This is a genomic window from Caproicibacter sp. BJN0012, from assembly GCF_035986805.1.
GTDB lineage: Bacteria > Bacillota > Clostridia > Oscillospirales > Acutalibacteraceae > Caproicibacter.
This window is the reverse complement of record NZ_CP142518.1, coordinates 3,288,270-3,303,810: the sequence shown is the minus strand read 5'-3', so window position 1 is coordinate 3,303,810 and position 15,541 is coordinate 3,288,270. Positions and strand designations below refer to the sequence as shown.

The following is a 15,541-nucleotide window of genomic DNA, read 5'->3' as shown; positions in this document are numbered from 1 at the left end:
GTCGGGGGAGGTAGACGAATGAAAACAATATTGGTTGCGGAGGACGAACAGGCCATCCGCGAATTTGTCGTCATCAATTTAAAGCGGGCGGGGTACGAGACGCGTGAGGCGGCCAACGGGGAGGAAGCCCTTCAGATTTACGACCGCGAGGGGGACGGGATCGACGTCGCTGTGCTGGACATCATGATGCCGGGACAGTTCGACGGCCTCGCGGTCTGCAAGGAGCTCCGCCGCAGGAGCGGCTCCATCGGGATCATTTTGCTGACGGCTAAAACACAGGAGATGGATAAGGTCAGCGGGCTGATGATGGGGGCGGACGACTATGTCACCAAACCGTTTTCACCGAGCGAGCTGGTCGCGCGCGTCGACGCCGTTTACCGCCGCGTCGCGCTGGAGCAGTCCCGCGGCCACGGCGCTCTGCGGGACGAGATCCGCTCGGGCGAATTTGTGCTCAGCCTGCGCAACCGCACGCTGTTCCGGCGCGGGACGCCGGTGGAGCTGACGCAGGTGGAGTTCCAGATCATGGAGTATTTCTTCTCCAATCCGGGCACCGCGCTCGACCGGACCGATATCCTGAGGCACGTCTGGGGCGAAGCGTATTACGGGGAGGAAAAGATCGTGGATGTGAACATCCGCAGACTTCGGATGAAGGTCGAGGATGAACCCTCCAACCCGAGGCATATTATCACCGTCTGGGGCCTCGGGTACAAATGGGAGGGAGGGGCGTAGCCTCATTTTCGCGCCTGCGGCGGGAGGCGCGGGGCAAAGATCGAAGGGAACCGCTGATTTGAATTGGGGCTTGGCCCGCGGAAAAAGGGGGGACCGGCATGATCCAGAAGAGCAGCATCACAAGGCGGTGGCTGCTGAACAGCCTCGGGGTGATTCTGCTGATCGTGGTCACGCTGATCGCGACCCTTTCCGCCGTGATCCAGGGGTATGTTTACAATGGGATCCGCTCGGCTTTAAACGGGCGCAGCGACGAGCTGACGAACATGTTTTCCAGCTACGGCAGGGAATCCCCGACTGAATTTTCCACCGCGGCGCGCAGCTATGTTGAAAATTTCCCGAACAAGGAAAACATGGAACTGATGGTCATCAATTCCTCCGGAAAGATCCTGATCACCTCCATCGGCTTCGCGCCGGATGAAGACCAGCAGATCCCGGATTACGAAGCCGCCCTGAAAAGCGCGAGCGGCTACGGCACCTGGACGGGCCGGCTCACGGGCGGGGAAAAGGTCATGGCGGTGACCCGCGTGATGCGCAGCAATCTCGGAAGCACGGTCGGCGCCATCCGGTACGTCGTCTCCCTGGAGGAGGCGGACCGGCAGATCGTCATCATCGTGGGCGCCCTGATCATCGCGGGGCTGCTGATCCTGCTCTTCGTTATCCTGTCGAGCTATTATTTCATGCGGTCGATCATCGTTCCGATCAAGCGCATCGGCGCGACGGCCAGGCTGATCGCGCAGGGCGACTTCAAGGCGCGCATCCTGAAGTCGAACGACGACGAGATCGGCCAGCTCTGCGACACCATCAACGACATGGCCGACGAGCTGGGGCAGAGCGAAAAAATGAAAAACGACTTTATTTCCTCCGTTTCCCATGAGCTGCGGACGCCGCTGACCGCCATCAAGGGCTGGGCGGAGACGATCCAGGCCGGCGACACCGACCGGCAGACGTTCAGCCGCGGCATGAACATCATCGTGCGGGAATCGGAGCGCCTCTCCGGCATCGTGGAGGAGCTGCTGGACTTTTCGCGCATGCAGAGCGGCCGCATGACGCTGACGATGGATAAAATCGACATCCTGGCCGAGCTGGGAGAGGCCGTCTACATGTTCAGCGAGCGGGCCGCCTCGGAGCATAAATTCCTGCTGTACGAGGAGCCGGAGATGCTTTCGCCGGTGCTGGGAGACATCAACCGGCTGCGCCAGGTGTTTGTCAACGTCCTGGACAACGCGCTGAAATACACGAACGAGGGCGGCACCATCAGCGTGACCGCGGATGAGGAGGGCGGCTTCATCCGCGTCGTCATCAGCGACAACGGCTGCGGCATTCCCGCCGAGCATCTGCCGAACGTGAAAAAGAAATTCTACAAGGCGAATCAAACCGTGCGCGGGTCGGGCATCGGGCTCGCGCTCGCGGACGAGATCATGAATCTGCATTCCGGCAGCCTTGACATCGAAAGCCATGAAAATATCGGCACCGCCGTCACGATCCGAATTCCCACCTACGACAGACTGGAAAACGAGCTGAAAGAGACATAGCGTCAAGAGCCGCCTGCCGGATAAAACCGCGCAGACCGTCGAAAATTGTGCAAGGCAAGGCGGTAAATCTGAAAACGAGGGAACATACTTCTTGTATGTGACCGAGGTTTGCAGGTACAGCCAACGCGGCAAGCAAAATTGCACGCAATTTTGCGGTTGCGCAACTTTATCGGCGGTCTGAGAAAGGAAACCAGGAGTTTATGCCCAGAGAAAAAATAAAGTGCATCACATCCATCGGCGGACAGGCCCTGATCGAGGGAATCATGATGCGCGGCCCGAAAAAAACGCTTCTGGCCGTCCGCAAGCCGGACGGCGAAATCACGCTGGAAGAGCTTTCGGCGAAAGACCCGCGCGCCCGCAGTTCCTTCTGGAAGCTGCCCGTTCTGCGTGGCGTGTTCGCCTTTGTGGATTCCATGGCGGTCGGCTACCGGGCTCTGTCGCGCTCCGCCGAGATTTCCGGCCTGGAAGACATTGAGGAAGGCGAGGAAACCAAGTTCGACAAATGGCTGAACGATCATTTCGGCGATCAAATCATGAACGTCGTCATGGGAATCGGGTCGGTTCTCGGCATCCTGCTGGCCATCGCGCTGTTTTTCATTCTTCCGACCTGGCTGTTCAACCTGGTTCAGGGTATGGCCGGGCCCGGCTTTTCCGTTTGGCGCTCTCCTTTGGAGGGCTTGATGCGCATCCTGATTTTTCTCTGCTATATCGTTTTGATCTCCCGCATGAAAGATATCCGGCGCTTGTTCGAATACCACGGTGCGGAGCACAAGACGATCTTCTGCTATGAGAGCGGCGAGGAGCTCACGGTGGAGAACGTGAGAAAGCATCAGCGGTTTCATCCGCGCTGCGGCACCAGCTTCCTCGTGCTGATGCTCCTCGTCGGAATCATCATCGGATTTTTCATTCCGTTTTCCAACCCGTTCCTGCGAACGGCGGTCAAGCTTTTGTGCATCCCGCTGGTGATGGGCATCGGCTACGAGATGATCCGCTACTGCGGCAGAAATGATAACACGCTGACCCGGATCATCGCGGCCCCGGGGCTTTGGTTCCAGCGCATCACGACCAGGGAGCCGGACGATTCGATGATCGAGACCGCGATCGCCGCGATGAAGGGAGTCATCCCCGAAAACGGGGAGGACAGGATCGACCTGAAGGCGAGCTGATGGAAACGCTTGAAGGGGTGTATCGGCAAGGGCGGAAAACTCTTTCCCGCGCGGGAATCGAAGGCCCGGGTTTTGAAGCGGACTGCCTGTTCCAAAAAGCGTTCGGTCTTTCCCGGCAGGAGAGGATCCTCCGCGCGCGGGAGGAGGCGGGCCCGGAGGCTGCGGACCGCTTTCGCGATTTGATTCGGGAACGCCGCGGCGGGCGGCCGCTCCAGTATCTTCTGGGGGAGTGGCCGTTCTGCGGCAGGAGCCTGCTGGTGGGAGAGGGCGTGCTGATCCCCCGCGAGGAAACCGAACTGCTGGTCGAAACCGCCTCCGCGATGCTCGAAAGCACGGCGGCGCCCGCCGTGCTGGACCTGTGCTCCGGCACGGGCGCGGTGGCGCTCGCACTTGCGGACCGGTTTCCTGAAAGCGATGTTCGGGCCGTCGAATGGATGGAACCGGCGCTCGGATATCTGAACCGGAACATCGCGCGGAGCGGGCTTCCCAACGTGCGTGCCGTCCGGCTCGACGTTCTGGATCCGGAGTCGGCGCGGCCGTTCCGGGAGCTGGACTGCATCGTATCGAACCCGCCCTATGTCCGCACGGACGAGTTGCCCGGCCTTCAGCGGGAAGTGCTTCGGGAGCCGCGCGAGGCTCTGGACGGCGGTGCGGACGGCCTCGGCTTTTACCGGGCGATCGCGGCGCACTGGGTCCCTTCGTTGCGGAACGGCGGCGCGCTCTGCGCGGAGGTAGGCGAGGGCCAGGCGGAGGAGGTCGCCCGCATCTTCGCGGGCGCGGGCATGGAGCGCCTGCGCTTTTTCAGGGATTTCAATCGGATCGAACGGGTCGTTTCCGGGCTGAAGCCGGAATAAGGAGGGAATTCTGCATGAATCCACAGGAACGGAACGCGGACCGGTTTACGGGTTTTGCGGGTCTTTACGATGGAGCGAGGCCCCACTGCCCGCCCCAGGCGATTGAGGAAATAAAGAGATATCTGGGCCGTTCCCCGGAAACAGTTGTCGACCTCGGCTGCGGGACAGGTCTGTCCACCCTGGCGTGGACCGGCCATGCCGGGAGGGTGGTCGGCATCGAGCCGAACGCGGATATGCTTGCGGCCGCGCGCGGCAAGGCGGAAGGCATCGCGGGAATTGAATTCCATTCGGCGTTTGCGAACGACACCGGACTTCCCGATGCCTGCGCGGACGCCGTGACCTGTTCCCAGTCCTTCCATTGGATGGAACCCGCCGCGACGCTTCCGGAAATCGCCCGCATCCTGCGGCCGGGCGGCGTGTTTGCCGCCTATGACTACGACTGGCCCCCGGTCTGCGGGGCCCGCGCCGAACTGGAATTCCAACGCCTGGACGAATACGCCTGGGGGCTGGAGGAAGAGCTTTGTCCGGGAAGTGCCGCCACACGCTGGGACAAGTCCCGGCATTTGCGGAACATCCGGGAAAGCGGGTATTTTTCTTACGCCCGCGAGCTGCTGTTTTCCAATTCGGAGACCTGCACGGCGGAGCGGCTGACCGCAATGCTGGCAAGCCGCTCCGGATTTCAGAAATCCAAGGGGTTCATGCCGGAGAGAATGGGTTCGGCGCTGATGGAATTTTCCAGGCGGATGTGGGAAATCTTTGGAGATGCGGAGTTTTCCATTGAGTTTTGCTATCGGATGCGCCTCGGCATGAAAGCCTAAACATTTGTTCGCAAAGTCCTTGCTTTTCCCCGGCAGATCGGCTATAATGGACGGGAAGAAAAACAGGACGCCTGACGGGAGGAATACAGGATGGCAGCGGGAAAGAAAATGCCGGAAAAGCTGATCAATAAGGAAACCGACAAGAAGAAGGCGCTCGAAACGGCGCTGGCGCAGATTGAAAAGCAATACGGCAAAGGGGCGGTCATGCGTCTCGGGCAGAATGAGGCCATGCACGTCGAGGCGATCCCGACCGGGTCGCTCGGGCTGGACCTCGCGCTGGGCATCGGCGGCCTGCCGCGCGGCAGGATCATTGAAATCTACGGCCCGGAGAGCTCCGGCAAAACGACCCTCGCGCTGCACTGCATCGCGCAGGGGCAGAAGAACGGAGGCAACGCGGCGTTTATCGATGTGGAGCACGCGCTGGACCCGGTCTATGCGCGCGCGCTCGGCGTGGATGTGGATTCCCTGCTGGTCTCCCAGCCTGACACCGGCGAGCAGGCGCTGGAAATCACGGAGGCGCTGGTCCGCTCCGGCGCGATCGACGTCATCGTGGTCGACTCTGTCGCGGCCCTTGTGCCCCGGATGGAGATCGAGGGGGAAATGGGCGACAGCCACGTCGGCCTTCAGGCCCGCCTGATGTCCCAGGCTCTGCGCAAGCTGGCCGGCGCGATTTCCAAATCCAACTGCGTTGCGATTTTTATCAATCAGCTCCGCGAAAAGGTCGGCGTGATGTACGGAAACCCGGAAGTGACCCCCGGCGGCAGGGCGCTGAAATTTTACGCCTCCGTGCGCATCGATATCCGTAAAGTGGAAACGCTGAAAAACGGGACGGAGATGATCGGCTCCCACACCAGGGCGAAGGTGGTCAAGAACAAGATCGCGCCGCCGTTCCGCTCCGCGGAGTTCGATATCATGTACGGGCACGGCATCTCCCGTGAAAGCGAGCTGCTGGACCTCGGCGTCCAGCTCGACCTTGTGCAGAAGAGCGGCGCCTGGTTCTCTTACAATGACAACAGGATCGGGCAGGGCCGTGAAAATGCGAAGACCTTTTTTCTTGAGCACCCGGAGACGGCGGACGAGCTGGAAAAGCTGATCCGGCAGCACATGTCGGAGCTGTTCAGCAAGCCGTCCGGAGGCGGTTCGGGCCCGCGCCCGGTGGAGCCGGCGGAGAGTCCCGCGAAAAGCCGTCCGGAGGCGGGCGGCGGGGCGGACGCCGATATCGACATTGAGGCGGACGACGAATGATGCTTTCCGCGGCGGAGCCGCGACGAAAGGGCCTGACGGCCCTTTTTATCGACGGGGAATTCGCCGTCAGCGTGGACACGGAGACTTTCGCGCTCTCCGGGCTGAAACCGGGGGCGGAACTGACGGATGAGCGGCTGCATGAGCTGATTCGGAAAAGCGACGCGCGGCGCGCGCAGGAAAAGGCGCTTTATCTGCTGGAGCACCGCGCCCATTCCCAAAAGGAACTGGCCGACAAGGTCGCGCGGACCGTTCCGAGGGAGGCAGCCGAGCGGGCCGCACGGCACCTTGCCGAGCTCGGAATGGTCAATGACGGGGAATATGCCCGGAACCTTGCCGCAGAGCTGTTCGAACGCAAGGGCTGTTCCGCTTCGCGAGTGCGGTGGGAGCTGGAAAAAAGGGGAATCGGCCGGGACCTGGCGGCGCGCATCGCGGAGGAAAACGCGCCGGACCCGGTGCAGGCGATCCGCCGGCTGCTGGAAAAGAAATACGCCCGGTCCCTGGGCGACGAAAAGGGCCGCCGCCGAACCGTCGCGGCGCTGCAAAGGCTCGGCTATCGTTGGGACGATATCAAAAGCGCGCTCAGAGAATTTGAGGAGGATGGCAATTTTGCGGGATGCGGAGAAGACGATCGGCAATCTGATTGACAAACAGAAAACGGCTTGCGTCGGCTCCGTCGACGCGGACGGTTTTCCAAACCTGAAGGCGATGTTTTCCCCCAGAAAACGGGAGGGAATCCGAACATTTTATTTTACGACCAACACATCGTCGCTCCGCGTGGCACAATACCGTCAATCCCCCAAGGCGTGTGTTTATTTCTGCGACAAGCGGTTTTTCCGCGGCGTGATGCTCAGGGGTACCATGGAGGTTTTGGAGGACGCGGAAAACAAAGCGGCGATTTGGCGTGAAGGCGACGACAGATACTATCCGGAGGGCGTTGCGGCCCCCGACTACTGCGTGCTGAAATTCACGGCGCTGTCGGGCAGATATTACAGCAACTTCCGCTCTGAGAATTTTACCGTATGAACGGAATCAGGAGAAAATATGGCGTATTCAGTGGGACTCGTCAATCTCGGCTGCCCCAAAAATCAGGTCGACGCGGAGCTGATGCTCGCGATTCTGCGGAAAGCGGGCTATGAACTGAAACAGGACGCGGGGGAAGCGGACGTCGCGATTGTCAACACCTGCGGGTTTATCGACGCGGCAAAGCAGGAATCCATCGGCGAAATCCTGGAGCTTGCGCGGAAAAAGGCCGAGGGGCGCGTCAAAGCGATCGTCGTGACCGGCTGCCTGGCGGAGCGCTACCGGGAGCAGATTCTCTGCGAGCTGCCGGAGGTGGACGCGGTCGCGGGCATCGGGGCGAACAGCAATATCGCCCAGGTGGTCCGGCAGGCGCTGGGCGGCGGCAAAACGGAGCTGTTTCCGGAAAAGACGGCGCTCCCTCTTTGCGGAGAGCGCAGCCTGCTGACCCCGGACTACACGGCTTACCTGAAAATTGCGGAGGGGTGCGACAACCGGTGCTCCTACTGCGCGATCCCGGCGATTCGCGGCCCGTACCGCTCCCGCCCGATGGAGGAGATCGAACGGGAAGCGCGCGGGCTTGCTGAGAGCGGGGCAAAAGAAATCATCCTCATCGCACAGGACACGTCCCGTTACGGATATGACCGGTACCATAAACTGATGCTGTCAGAGCTTCTGCGCCGGCTTTGCCGCGTCGAAGGGCTGGAATGGATCCGTTTCCTCTATGCTTACCCCGATTCCATCACGGACGAGCTTCTTCAGACCATGGCGGAGGAGGAGAAAATCGTCAAATATCTGGACCTTCCGCTCCAGCACTGCAGCGCCAGGGTCCTCAAAGCGATGCGGAGGGCCGGGGACCGCGGATCCCTGACCGCCCTGATGGGTAAAATCCGGGATGCCGTGCCCGGGGTGACGCTGCGCACGACGCTGATCGCCGGGTTCCCCGGCGAAACGGAAGCGGAGTTCGACGAGCTTTGCGGGTTTGTCCGGGACGTCCGGTTTGAGCGCCTCGGATGCTTTGCCTATTCGCGGGAGGAGGGGACCGCGGCGGCCTCCCTGCCGGATCAGCTGGACGAGGAGGAGAAACGCCGCCGCGCGGAATTCATCATGGAGCTTCAGATGGGAATCATGCAGGAGCAGGGAGAAGCGCTCATGGGGAAAACCCTTCGGGTGCTGACGGAAGGCTGCGACCGGGAAGAGGGACTCTGCTACGGAAGGAGCGCGGCGGACGCGCCGGACATCGACGGAAGGGTCTGGTTCTCTTCTCGCGGAAAACCGGGACCGGGCCGGTTTGTCAATGTGAAAATCACGGACTGCATCGACGGCGATCCGGCCGGGCACGCCGTCGGGAATCAGGAGGAATCGCTATGAATCTGCCGAATCGGCTGACCATCGCACGGATCTGCATTGTTCCGGTTTTCCTCGTCGTCATGCTTGCACCGGACGAAATCGGACTTCATTATCTTTGGGCGCTGATTCTGTTTGTCATTGCCTCCTATACCGATCACCTGGACGGCAAAATCGCGAGAAAAAACAATCAGGTGACCAATTTCGGAAAATTCATGGATCCGCTGGCGGACAAAATCCTTGTGATGACCGCGCTGATCTGCTTTGTCCAACTCGGGCTTGCGGATACCTGGGTGGTGATCCTCATCCTCGCGCGGGAATTTATTGTGACCGGCATCCGGCTTGTCGCGGCGGAAAGCGGACAGGTCATCGCCGCGAATCGTTGGGGAAAGGCGAAGACCGTCAGCCAGATCATTGCGATTTCGGCGGTGCTCGCGTTCCAGTTTATTCTGGAGCTGGTCGACAGGGGCAGTATCCCGGCCTTCACGCTGGGCGGGGCGGACGGGGCGTTTGCGCTGACCTGGATCGGCAGTTTTCTGGTGCTGATTTCCGCCGTGTTCGCGGTCATTTCCGGCGTGGTTTACCTGATGCAGAATATTCAGCTGATTGACACCACAAAATAAAGCGGGGTTTACAGAATCAAAATTTTGTATTATACTGTGTAACGCCGGGACTGTGTTCCGGCTATTATGAAACAGATTTGAAATGCAGCGATCGGAAGAAGTAGTTTCCTGAAAGGCAATAGAGAGATAGCGCCGTCGGCTGAAAGCGCTTTCGGCAGAGCAGGGAAATGAAGTGCGTCCGTGAGCAGGCGGGGGGAACTTTTACAGTATCTCCGCACGGCCGGCCCCGTTACAGGCACATTAAGCGATAAAGCGGAGTGGAACCGCGGTGGAAGCCGCCTCCGTCCCCATTGGGGACGGAGGCGGCTTCCACCGTTTTCCACAGGAGGTTCTTCTATGTTTTCCAGTTTGAAAGCAGACCTTGATTCCATCATCGACCGTGACCCGGCGGCCCGTTCCCGGCTGGAAGTATTTTTTCTCTATTCCGGTTTCAAGGCGGTCCGATCCTATCGTCTTGCGCACTGGTTCTTTCAGCACAACCAGAAATTCATCGCGCGCTGGCTGTCCCAGAGGGCGCGGCATAAGACCGGAATCGAGATTCACCCCGGTGCTACCATCGGCAAGGGGCTGTTCATCGACCACGGCATGGGCGTCGTCATCGGCGAAACCGCCGAAGTCGGAGACTACTGCACTCTTTATCAGGGCGTGACGCTGGGCGGGACGGGCAAGGACCACGGCAAGCGCCACCCGACGCTGGGCAACAACGTGCTGGTCGGGGCCGGCGCGAAGATCCTGGGCCCGTTCCACGTCGGGGACAACGCCCGGGTCGCGGCGGGCGCGGTCGTGCTGGAGGAAGTGCCTGCGAACGCGACGGCGGTTGGGGTGCCCGCCCGGATCGTCCGGCTGGACGGCGTGCGCCCGGCGAATCTGGACCAGATTCACATCGGCGACCCGGTCTCCCAGCAGCTTTGCTACATGGGGGTGGAGCTGCGGAAAATTCGCGCACAGCTTGACGCAGTGGAAAATACTGTTTCCGATCAGGGAAGACAAAGAACGGCGAAAAGCTCCTGAAGGAGGACATGAAAATGAAAATTTACAACACGCTGACAAGGCGGAAAGAGGAATTTGTCCCCATCACCCCCGGTGAGGCAAAGATTTACGCCTGCGGCCCGACCGTTTACAATTTCATCCATATCGGGAACGCGAGGCCGATCTGCGTGTTCGACGTGCTTCGCCGGTATCTGGAGTACCGTGGAATGGAAGTGACCTTCGTTCAGAACTTCACCGACATCGACGACAAAATCATCCGGCGGGCGAATGAGGAAAAAACCGATTATCTCACAGTGTCCCAGAGATATATCGAGGAATACAAAACCGACGCCGCAGGGCTGAACGTGCGTCCCGCCACCGTTCATCCCCTCGCGACGGAGAATATCGACGAGATCATCTCCATTATCTCCGGGCTGGTTGAAAAAGGCTATGCTTATCCGGCGGAGAACGGGGACGTCTATTTCCGCACGCTGAAAGACAAAGGCTATGGAAAACTTTCGCATCAGCCGCTGGACGACCTGAAATCCGGCGCGCGCATCGCGGTCGGCGAGCACAAGGAGGACCCGCTCGATTTCGCTCTCTGGAAGGGCTCGAAGCCCGGGGAGCCGAGCTGGACCTCTCCCTGGGGAAATGGAAGGCCGGGCTGGCACATCGAATGCTCCGCCATGGCGCGCCGCTACCTCGGGAAGACGATCGACATCCACTGCGGAGGGCAGGACCTGATTTTTCCTCACCATGAGAATGAGATCGCGCAGAGCGAGTGCTGCAACGGCGTGCCGTTCGCGCACTATTGGATGCACAACGGCTACATCAATGTGGACAATAAAAAGATGTCGAAATCGCTCGGCAATTTCTTTACCGTCCGCGATGTGGCCGAGCAGTACGGATATGAGCCGATCCGCTACCTGATGATCTCTTCCCATTACCGTTCGCCGATCAACTACAGCATAGAGGTCATCGAACAGTGCAAATCCGCGCTGGAGCGCCTGTACAATTGCCGCGGCAACCTGGAATTCCTGATCCAGCATGCTCCGGACGGGGAAAAGGAGGGGGAGCGCGAACTGCGCCGTTTGTTCGAATCCCGGCAGGACCGCTTCATCGAGGCGATGGAGGACGACCTGAACACGGCGGACGCGGTTTCCGCCCTGTTCGATCTGGCGAAGGACATCAATACGAATCTGACGGCGGAAAAAGATCCCTCCAAAGAGATCTGCCTGTTTGCTCTCGACCTGTTCAACGGCCTCGCGGAGGTCCTGGGCCTGCTGTACACGAAGGCGGAGACCGGCGCGGACGAAGAAATTGAGCGGTTGATCGCCGAGCGGACCAAAGCGCGCGCCGAAAAGGACTGGGCCACCGCGGACCGCATCCGCGATGAGCTGAAGGCACGCCATGTGGTGCTGGAGGATACGCCGCAGGGCGTCAAGTGGAAACCGGAAGGATAATTTCACATGAGCAGAAAACATCCCCAGGGCATAGACTGCCCTTGGGGGTGTTTTCATGTCCGGAAGAAAGCGCGGTCCCTTTTTTCTGTTCCTTTTTCTCGGGCCGGGAATGCTCGCCGCAATGGCCGACAACGACGCGGGCGGCATTCTTTCCTATGCGCTCACGGGGGCGAAATTCGGCCCCGCCGTATTTGTCCCGCTGGCGCTCTGCCTGATGCCGGTGACCTATACGGTGCAGGAGATGGCGATGCGGCTCGGCATCGTGTCGCGGGTCGGGTATACGCGCCTGCTGCGGGAACGCTACGGGTGCGGCTGGATGATCTGCCAGGTAACTGCCCTGATGATCGAAAATCTCCTGACGCTTCTGACCGAGTTTGTCGGCATGTCCGCCGGCCTTCGGCTGGTTGGGCTGGACCGTGTTCCGGCGGTGCTGCTCAGCGCCGCGCTGATCCTTTCCGTTGCCCTGTTCGGAGGATACCAAAAAAAAGAACGCCTGGGCCTCTTCATCGGAATGTACAATCTTGTATTCCTTTTCCTGGCTTTTGCGTCGAGGTCCGGCGTCGGCGCTGCGGAAAGCCTGCGCCTTTCCACCGGCGGCGATTTCCGGTGGTATGCGGCGGCGCTGATCGGAAACGCAGTCGCCCCCTGGATGATCTTTTATCAGAATTCCGCCTATGCGGACCAGGGCGCCCGGTCGCGCCGGATCCGAGACGGCAGGAAGGATGTTTTCGCCGGGTGCGTCTGCCAGGTTGCCGTCGCGGCGGCGCTGATCGTCGCCGGTTCTTCCGTCTTTGGAATAGTGCCGGATCTGGAGACGTCGGATCCCGCCGGCCTGGTTGCGGCGCTTTCCGCGCGCATCGGTCCCGCCGCCGGAATTTTGTTTGCGCTGGGTCTGTTTAACTCCGGGTTTCTCGCCGCCATCACCGTGTCGCTGTCCTCCTCTTTCAGCATCGCGGAAGCGTTCGGGTGGCCGGGCAGTTTGAACGACAGCGTCCGCGATGCCCCCGGCTTTTATGCGGTTTACGGCGTCAGCGTATTGCTGTCGGCCGCCGCGGTGCTGATTCCCGGCCTGCCTCTGAACTCCGCCGCCGTGTTTGTCCAGGTTGCGGGGGGCGTTCTGATGACGCCGGTGCTCATTTTCCTGACGCTTTTGACTTCCAGCCGCGAGGTGATGGGGGAAGAGGCGAACTCGGCGGGGCAGAGGCTTCGCGCATGGCTCTGCGTCGCGGTCCTGGCGGCGGTCTGCGCCTTTACATTTTTCCATATGGCGCTATAATAAAAGAGGAACGGGCAAAGGAGATTTTTGATGGCAAAGGAAAATAAAACAAATGTCATGCGGATTCTGGAAGCGGAAAACGTAAAATATCGTTCGTATTATTATGAAAATAAGGACGGAAAGATCGACGGCGTTTCCGTCGCGGCCAAACTGGGGCAGGACGTGAACCGGGTGTTTAAGACCCTTGTGACCCGGGGGGCGTCCGGCGGCTTTTTTGTATTTGTCCTGCCTGTCGCGGAGGAACTCGATTTGAAAACGGCGGCGAGGAGCGTCGGGGAAAAATCCGTCGAGATGATCCATGTGTCGGAAATCAACAGGGTCACGGGATATATCCGCGGCGGCTGTTCGCCGGTCGGCATGAAAAAGCAGTACGCCACCGTGCTGGATTCAAGCTGCGAAGCGCTGGAGAGCATGATCGTCAGCGGCGGAAAGATCGGGACGCAGGTGGAGCTGGCCCCGACGGACCTGATGCGCCTGACCGGAGCGAAGACCGCGCCGGTCGCGATCCGATGAAGAGTGGCCGCAAAGCGTACAAAAACCGCCGGACGGGGATTTCACCCGCCCGGCGGTTTTCACATGAGAGGAAAGGGTCCGCTCAGGTCGCTTCTTTGGCAACGGAGGGCGTGTTCTTGTCTTTCTCCTTGCCGAACAATTTTTGCAGGCAGTGAAAGGCGACCATCACCGCCAGCGCCATCAGCAGCACGGCGACGATGAGCTGGAGCCCGTCGGTCAGGAACACGAATTTGCCCGCGCCGATCTTCACGAAGATGTTGATCACGGCCTGAACCAGCGCGGTCATGGTGACGACCAGCATCACCGTCATCGGCACGTAGAGCATCCAACCCTCCCGTCCCGTCGTTTTGAGGAATACGGCCAGCGCGATCAGCACGAGCGCGCCGAGCAGCTGATTGGTTGCGCCGAACAGCGACCAGATGTTGTTGTACCCGCCGAGCGAGAGTACAAAGCCGAAAAACAGAGTAACAATCGTGGACACATACTTGTTTGTCAGAAAAATCGTGACCGGAGTGTGGGCCTTTCCATCCTCGTCGTAGAGCAGTTCCTGCATCGACATGCGGCCGATGCGGGCGACGGAATCAAGGGTCGTCAGGCAGAGCGCGGAAACGCACATCGTCATGCTGCATTTCGCGACATATTCCGACATGCCGAATTTCTGGAAGAATCCGGCCACGCCGGCGGAGAAGATCTGAAACGGGGTGCCGGCCGGCAGCTTGCCGCTCTTCGCGGCGGCGCCCGCGACGACGATCGCGGCGACCGCGAGCAGCGATTCGACGATCATGGCGCCGTAGCCGATGCCGAGCATATCCTTTTCGTTTTTCACCTGTTTGGAGGAGGTTCCGGAGGAAACCAGGCTGTGAAATCCGGAGATCGCGCCGCAGGCGATGGTGACGAACAGCGTGGGGAACAGCATTTTGCCGTCGACGTTGAAAGAGGTGAACGCGGGCAGGTTCATGTCCGGATTGGTCATGAAAATGCCGACGACCGCGCCGAGGATCATGCTGATCAGCAGGAAGGTGCTCAGGTAGTCGCGCGGCTGCATCAGGATCCACATCGGGACGACCGCCGCGAAGAAAATATAGGCGAACACGACCAGCAGCCACTGCATTTTATCAAGATAAACGGGGAACGCCATCCCGGCCGCCATCATGGCGACGAACAGGATCAGGCCGGCCGCAAAGGTCACGCCCTGGTTGGGCTTGGCGTATTTCATGAAAAGGCCGAACAGGACGGCGCCGAGAATATAGAACAGCGAAATGGAGCCGGCCGCCGCGCTCGGCTTGCTGACCTGGCCCGCAACGGCGTAGGCGTTGAACGTGGAGGCCACCATGTCTCCGAACGCCGCGATGACCAGAAGCGAGAACAGCCAGCAGAAGATCAGGAACAGGCGCTTGCCGGTCTTGCCGATATACTGCTCGATGATCAGGCCGATGGATTTGCCCTCGTTTTTGACGGAGGCGTACAGCGCGCCGAAATCCTGCACCGCGCCGAAAAACACGCCCCCGACCAGGATCCATAAAAGCGCCGGGAGCCACCCGAACATGGCGGCGAGAATCGGGCCGGTGACGGGGCCCGCCCCCGCGATGGTGGAAAACTGGTGCGCAAAGACGATCCCCTTCGGGGCCGGAACGTAGTCCTGCCCGTCCTCATGCGTGTAGGCGGGAGTCTCCGCGTTTGGATCGATCCCCCACTTTTTTACGAGCCATCTGCCGTAAAAGACGTAGCCGCCGCCCAAAACGGCAATGGAAACGATAATGATAGCCAATCCGTTCATAATGCTTGCTTCCTTCCTCAATCGTCACGGGTTCTCCAGAATATCGGGCCGTTAAAGGATAAAAAAAGCCCGTCTCTGATTTTTTAAATCAGAGACGGGGGTTTCATTTCTCCGCGTTACCACTCTGTTTGCCGCAGCACTGCGGCCACCTCAACCGTATCAGGCGGGCCCACCAAATACGTCCGCCTTTAACGGAACGGAACCGTCCGGAT

The 15,541-nt window shown here is 60.1% G+C and carries 15 protein-coding genes and 2 other annotated features (1 of these 17 running past the window's edge); of the genes, 14 read left to right on the top strand and 1 reads right to left on the bottom strand.

From position 1 onward, the window contains the following. Positions 1–18: 18 nt before the first annotated feature. From VA597_RS16335 to ybaK, 14 genes are all read left to right on the top strand, one after another. The gene (locus VA597_RS16335) at positions 19–729 is read left to right on the top strand and encodes a response regulator transcription factor (RefSeq protein ID WP_128743888.1); all 711 of its coding nucleotides are present in this window, start codon (positions 19–21) and stop codon (positions 727–729) included. 98 nt (positions 730–827) lie between these two features. Then, entirely contained in the window at positions 828–2,261 is a 1,434-nt protein-coding gene (locus VA597_RS16330; protein ID WP_243112547.1) for a sensor histidine kinase, read from the top strand. Between the two features lie 200 nt (positions 2,262–2,461). After that, positions 2,462–3,427 (top strand): DUF1385 domain-containing protein, encoded by a 966-nt coding sequence (locus VA597_RS16325; protein WP_128743887.1) that lies wholly within the window; start codon positions 2,462–2,464, stop codon positions 3,425–3,427. Further along, entirely contained in the window at positions 3,427–4,281 is an 855-nt protein-coding gene (gene prmC, locus VA597_RS16320) for a peptide chain release factor N(5)-glutamine methyltransferase (RefSeq protein ID WP_128743886.1), read from the top strand. Before VA597_RS16325 ends, prmC begins: the two co-directional genes overlap by 1 nt. 14 nt (positions 4,282–4,295) lie before the next feature. Continuing rightward, positions 4,296–5,099, top strand: a complete 804-nt coding sequence (locus tag VA597_RS16315; protein ID WP_128743885.1) for a class I SAM-dependent methyltransferase — start codon at positions 4,296–4,298, stop codon at positions 5,097–5,099. 90 nt (positions 5,100–5,189) lie between these two features. Next, positions 5,190–6,344, top strand: a complete 1,155-nt coding sequence (recA, locus tag VA597_RS16310; RefSeq protein WP_128743884.1) for a recombinase RecA — start codon at positions 5,190–5,192, stop codon at positions 6,342–6,344. Then, entirely contained in the window at positions 6,341–6,988 is a 648-nt protein-coding gene (locus VA597_RS16305; protein ID WP_128743883.1) for a regulatory protein RecX, read from the top strand. Before recA ends, VA597_RS16305 begins: the two co-directional genes overlap by 4 nt. Further along, positions 6,942–7,367 (top strand): pyridoxamine 5'-phosphate oxidase family protein, encoded by a 426-nt coding sequence (locus tag VA597_RS16300; protein ID WP_205703176.1) that lies wholly within the window; start codon positions 6,942–6,944, stop codon positions 7,365–7,367. Before VA597_RS16305 ends, VA597_RS16300 begins: the two co-directional genes overlap by 47 nt. 18 nt (positions 7,368–7,385) lie before the next feature. Further along, positions 7,386–8,732, top strand: coding sequence for a 30S ribosomal protein S12 methylthiotransferase RimO (gene rimO, locus VA597_RS16295; protein ID WP_128743882.1), 1,347 nt, complete (start codon positions 7,386–7,388; stop codon positions 8,730–8,732). Then, a complete protein-coding gene (gene pgsA, locus VA597_RS16290) occupies positions 8,729–9,331 on the top strand; it encodes a CDP-diacylglycerol--glycerol-3-phosphate 3-phosphatidyltransferase (protein WP_128743881.1) in 603 nt (200 codons plus the stop codon). The genes rimO and pgsA overlap by 4 nt, the downstream gene beginning before the upstream one ends. 78 nt (positions 9,332–9,409) lie before the next feature. Then, positions 9,410–9,617: a binding site (T-box leader), on the top strand. 50 nt (positions 9,618–9,667) lie between these two features. After that, positions 9,668–10,342: a serine O-acetyltransferase gene (cysE, locus tag VA597_RS16285; protein ID WP_128743880.1), complete on the top strand. Its 675-nt coding sequence runs from the start codon at positions 9,668–9,670 to the stop codon at positions 10,340–10,342. Between the two features lie 14 nt (positions 10,343–10,356). After that, positions 10,357–11,763, top strand: coding sequence for a cysteine--tRNA ligase (gene cysS, locus VA597_RS16280; protein ID WP_128743879.1), 1,407 nt, complete (start codon positions 10,357–10,359; stop codon positions 11,761–11,763). Positions 11,764–11,818: 55 nt separating this feature from the next. Beyond that, positions 11,819–13,039 carry an NRAMP family divalent metal transporter gene (locus VA597_RS16275; protein ID WP_128743878.1) on the top strand — a complete coding sequence of 407 codons (1,221 nt, stop codon included), beginning with the start codon at positions 11,819–11,821 and terminating at the stop codon, positions 13,037–13,039. Positions 13,040–13,069: 30 nt separating this feature from the next. Then, positions 13,070–13,552 carry a Cys-tRNA(Pro) deacylase gene (gene ybaK, locus VA597_RS16270; protein ID WP_128743877.1) on the top strand — a complete coding sequence of 161 codons (483 nt, stop codon included), beginning with the start codon at positions 13,070–13,072 and terminating at the stop codon, positions 13,550–13,552. 82 nt (positions 13,553–13,634) lie between these two features. On the opposite strand, the gene VA597_RS16265 is transcribed toward ybaK, so the two are convergent. Beyond that, positions 13,635–15,329 (bottom strand): carbon starvation CstA family protein, encoded by a 1,695-nt coding sequence (locus VA597_RS16265; protein WP_128743876.1) that lies wholly within the window; start codon positions 15,327–15,329, stop codon positions 13,635–13,637. An 87-nt stretch (positions 15,330–15,416) separates the two neighbouring features. Further along, positions 15,417–15,541: a binding site (T-box leader), on the bottom strand (it continues 131 nt past the right edge of the window).

Coding starts and splice junctions, on each gene's coding strand:
- VA597_RS16325 (WP_128743887.1), top strand. CDS start 2,462: ATGCCCAGAGAAAAAATAAAGTGCATCACATCCATCGGCGGACAGGCC.
- VA597_RS16315 (WP_128743885.1), top strand. CDS start 4,296: ATGAATCCACAGGAACGGAACGCGGACCGGTTTACGGGTTTTGCGGGT.
- VA597_RS16330 (WP_243112547.1), top strand. CDS start 828: ATGATCCAGAAGAGCAGCATCACAAGGCGGTGGCTGCTGAACAGCCTC.
- VA597_RS16275 (WP_128743878.1), top strand. CDS start 11,819: ATGTCCGGAAGAAAGCGCGGTCCCTTTTTTCTGTTCCTTTTTCTCGGG.
- VA597_RS16305 (WP_128743883.1), top strand. CDS start 6,341: ATGATGCTTTCCGCGGCGGAGCCGCGACGAAAGGGCCTGACGGCCCTT.
- prmC (WP_128743886.1), top strand. CDS start 3,427: ATGGAAACGCTTGAAGGGGTGTATCGGCAAGGGCGGAAAACTCTTTCC.
- rimO (WP_128743882.1), top strand. CDS start 7,386: ATGGCGTATTCAGTGGGACTCGTCAATCTCGGCTGCCCCAAAAATCAG.
- pgsA (WP_128743881.1), top strand. CDS start 8,729: ATGAATCTGCCGAATCGGCTGACCATCGCACGGATCTGCATTGTTCCG.
- VA597_RS16300 (WP_205703176.1), top strand. CDS start 6,942: ATGGCAATTTTGCGGGATGCGGAGAAGACGATCGGCAATCTGATTGAC.
- VA597_RS16265 (WP_128743876.1), bottom strand. CDS start 15,329: ATGAACGGATTGGCTATCATTATCGTTTCCATTGCCGTTTTGGGCGGC.
- recA (WP_128743884.1), top strand. CDS start 5,190: ATGGCAGCGGGAAAGAAAATGCCGGAAAAGCTGATCAATAAGGAAACC.
- VA597_RS16335 (WP_128743888.1), top strand. CDS start 19: ATGAAAACAATATTGGTTGCGGAGGACGAACAGGCCATCCGCGAATTT.
- cysS (WP_128743879.1), top strand. CDS start 10,357: ATGAAAATTTACAACACGCTGACAAGGCGGAAAGAGGAATTTGTCCCC.
- cysE (WP_128743880.1), top strand. CDS start 9,668: ATGTTTTCCAGTTTGAAAGCAGACCTTGATTCCATCATCGACCGTGAC.
- ybaK (WP_128743877.1), top strand. CDS start 13,070: ATGGCAAAGGAAAATAAAACAAATGTCATGCGGATTCTGGAAGCGGAA.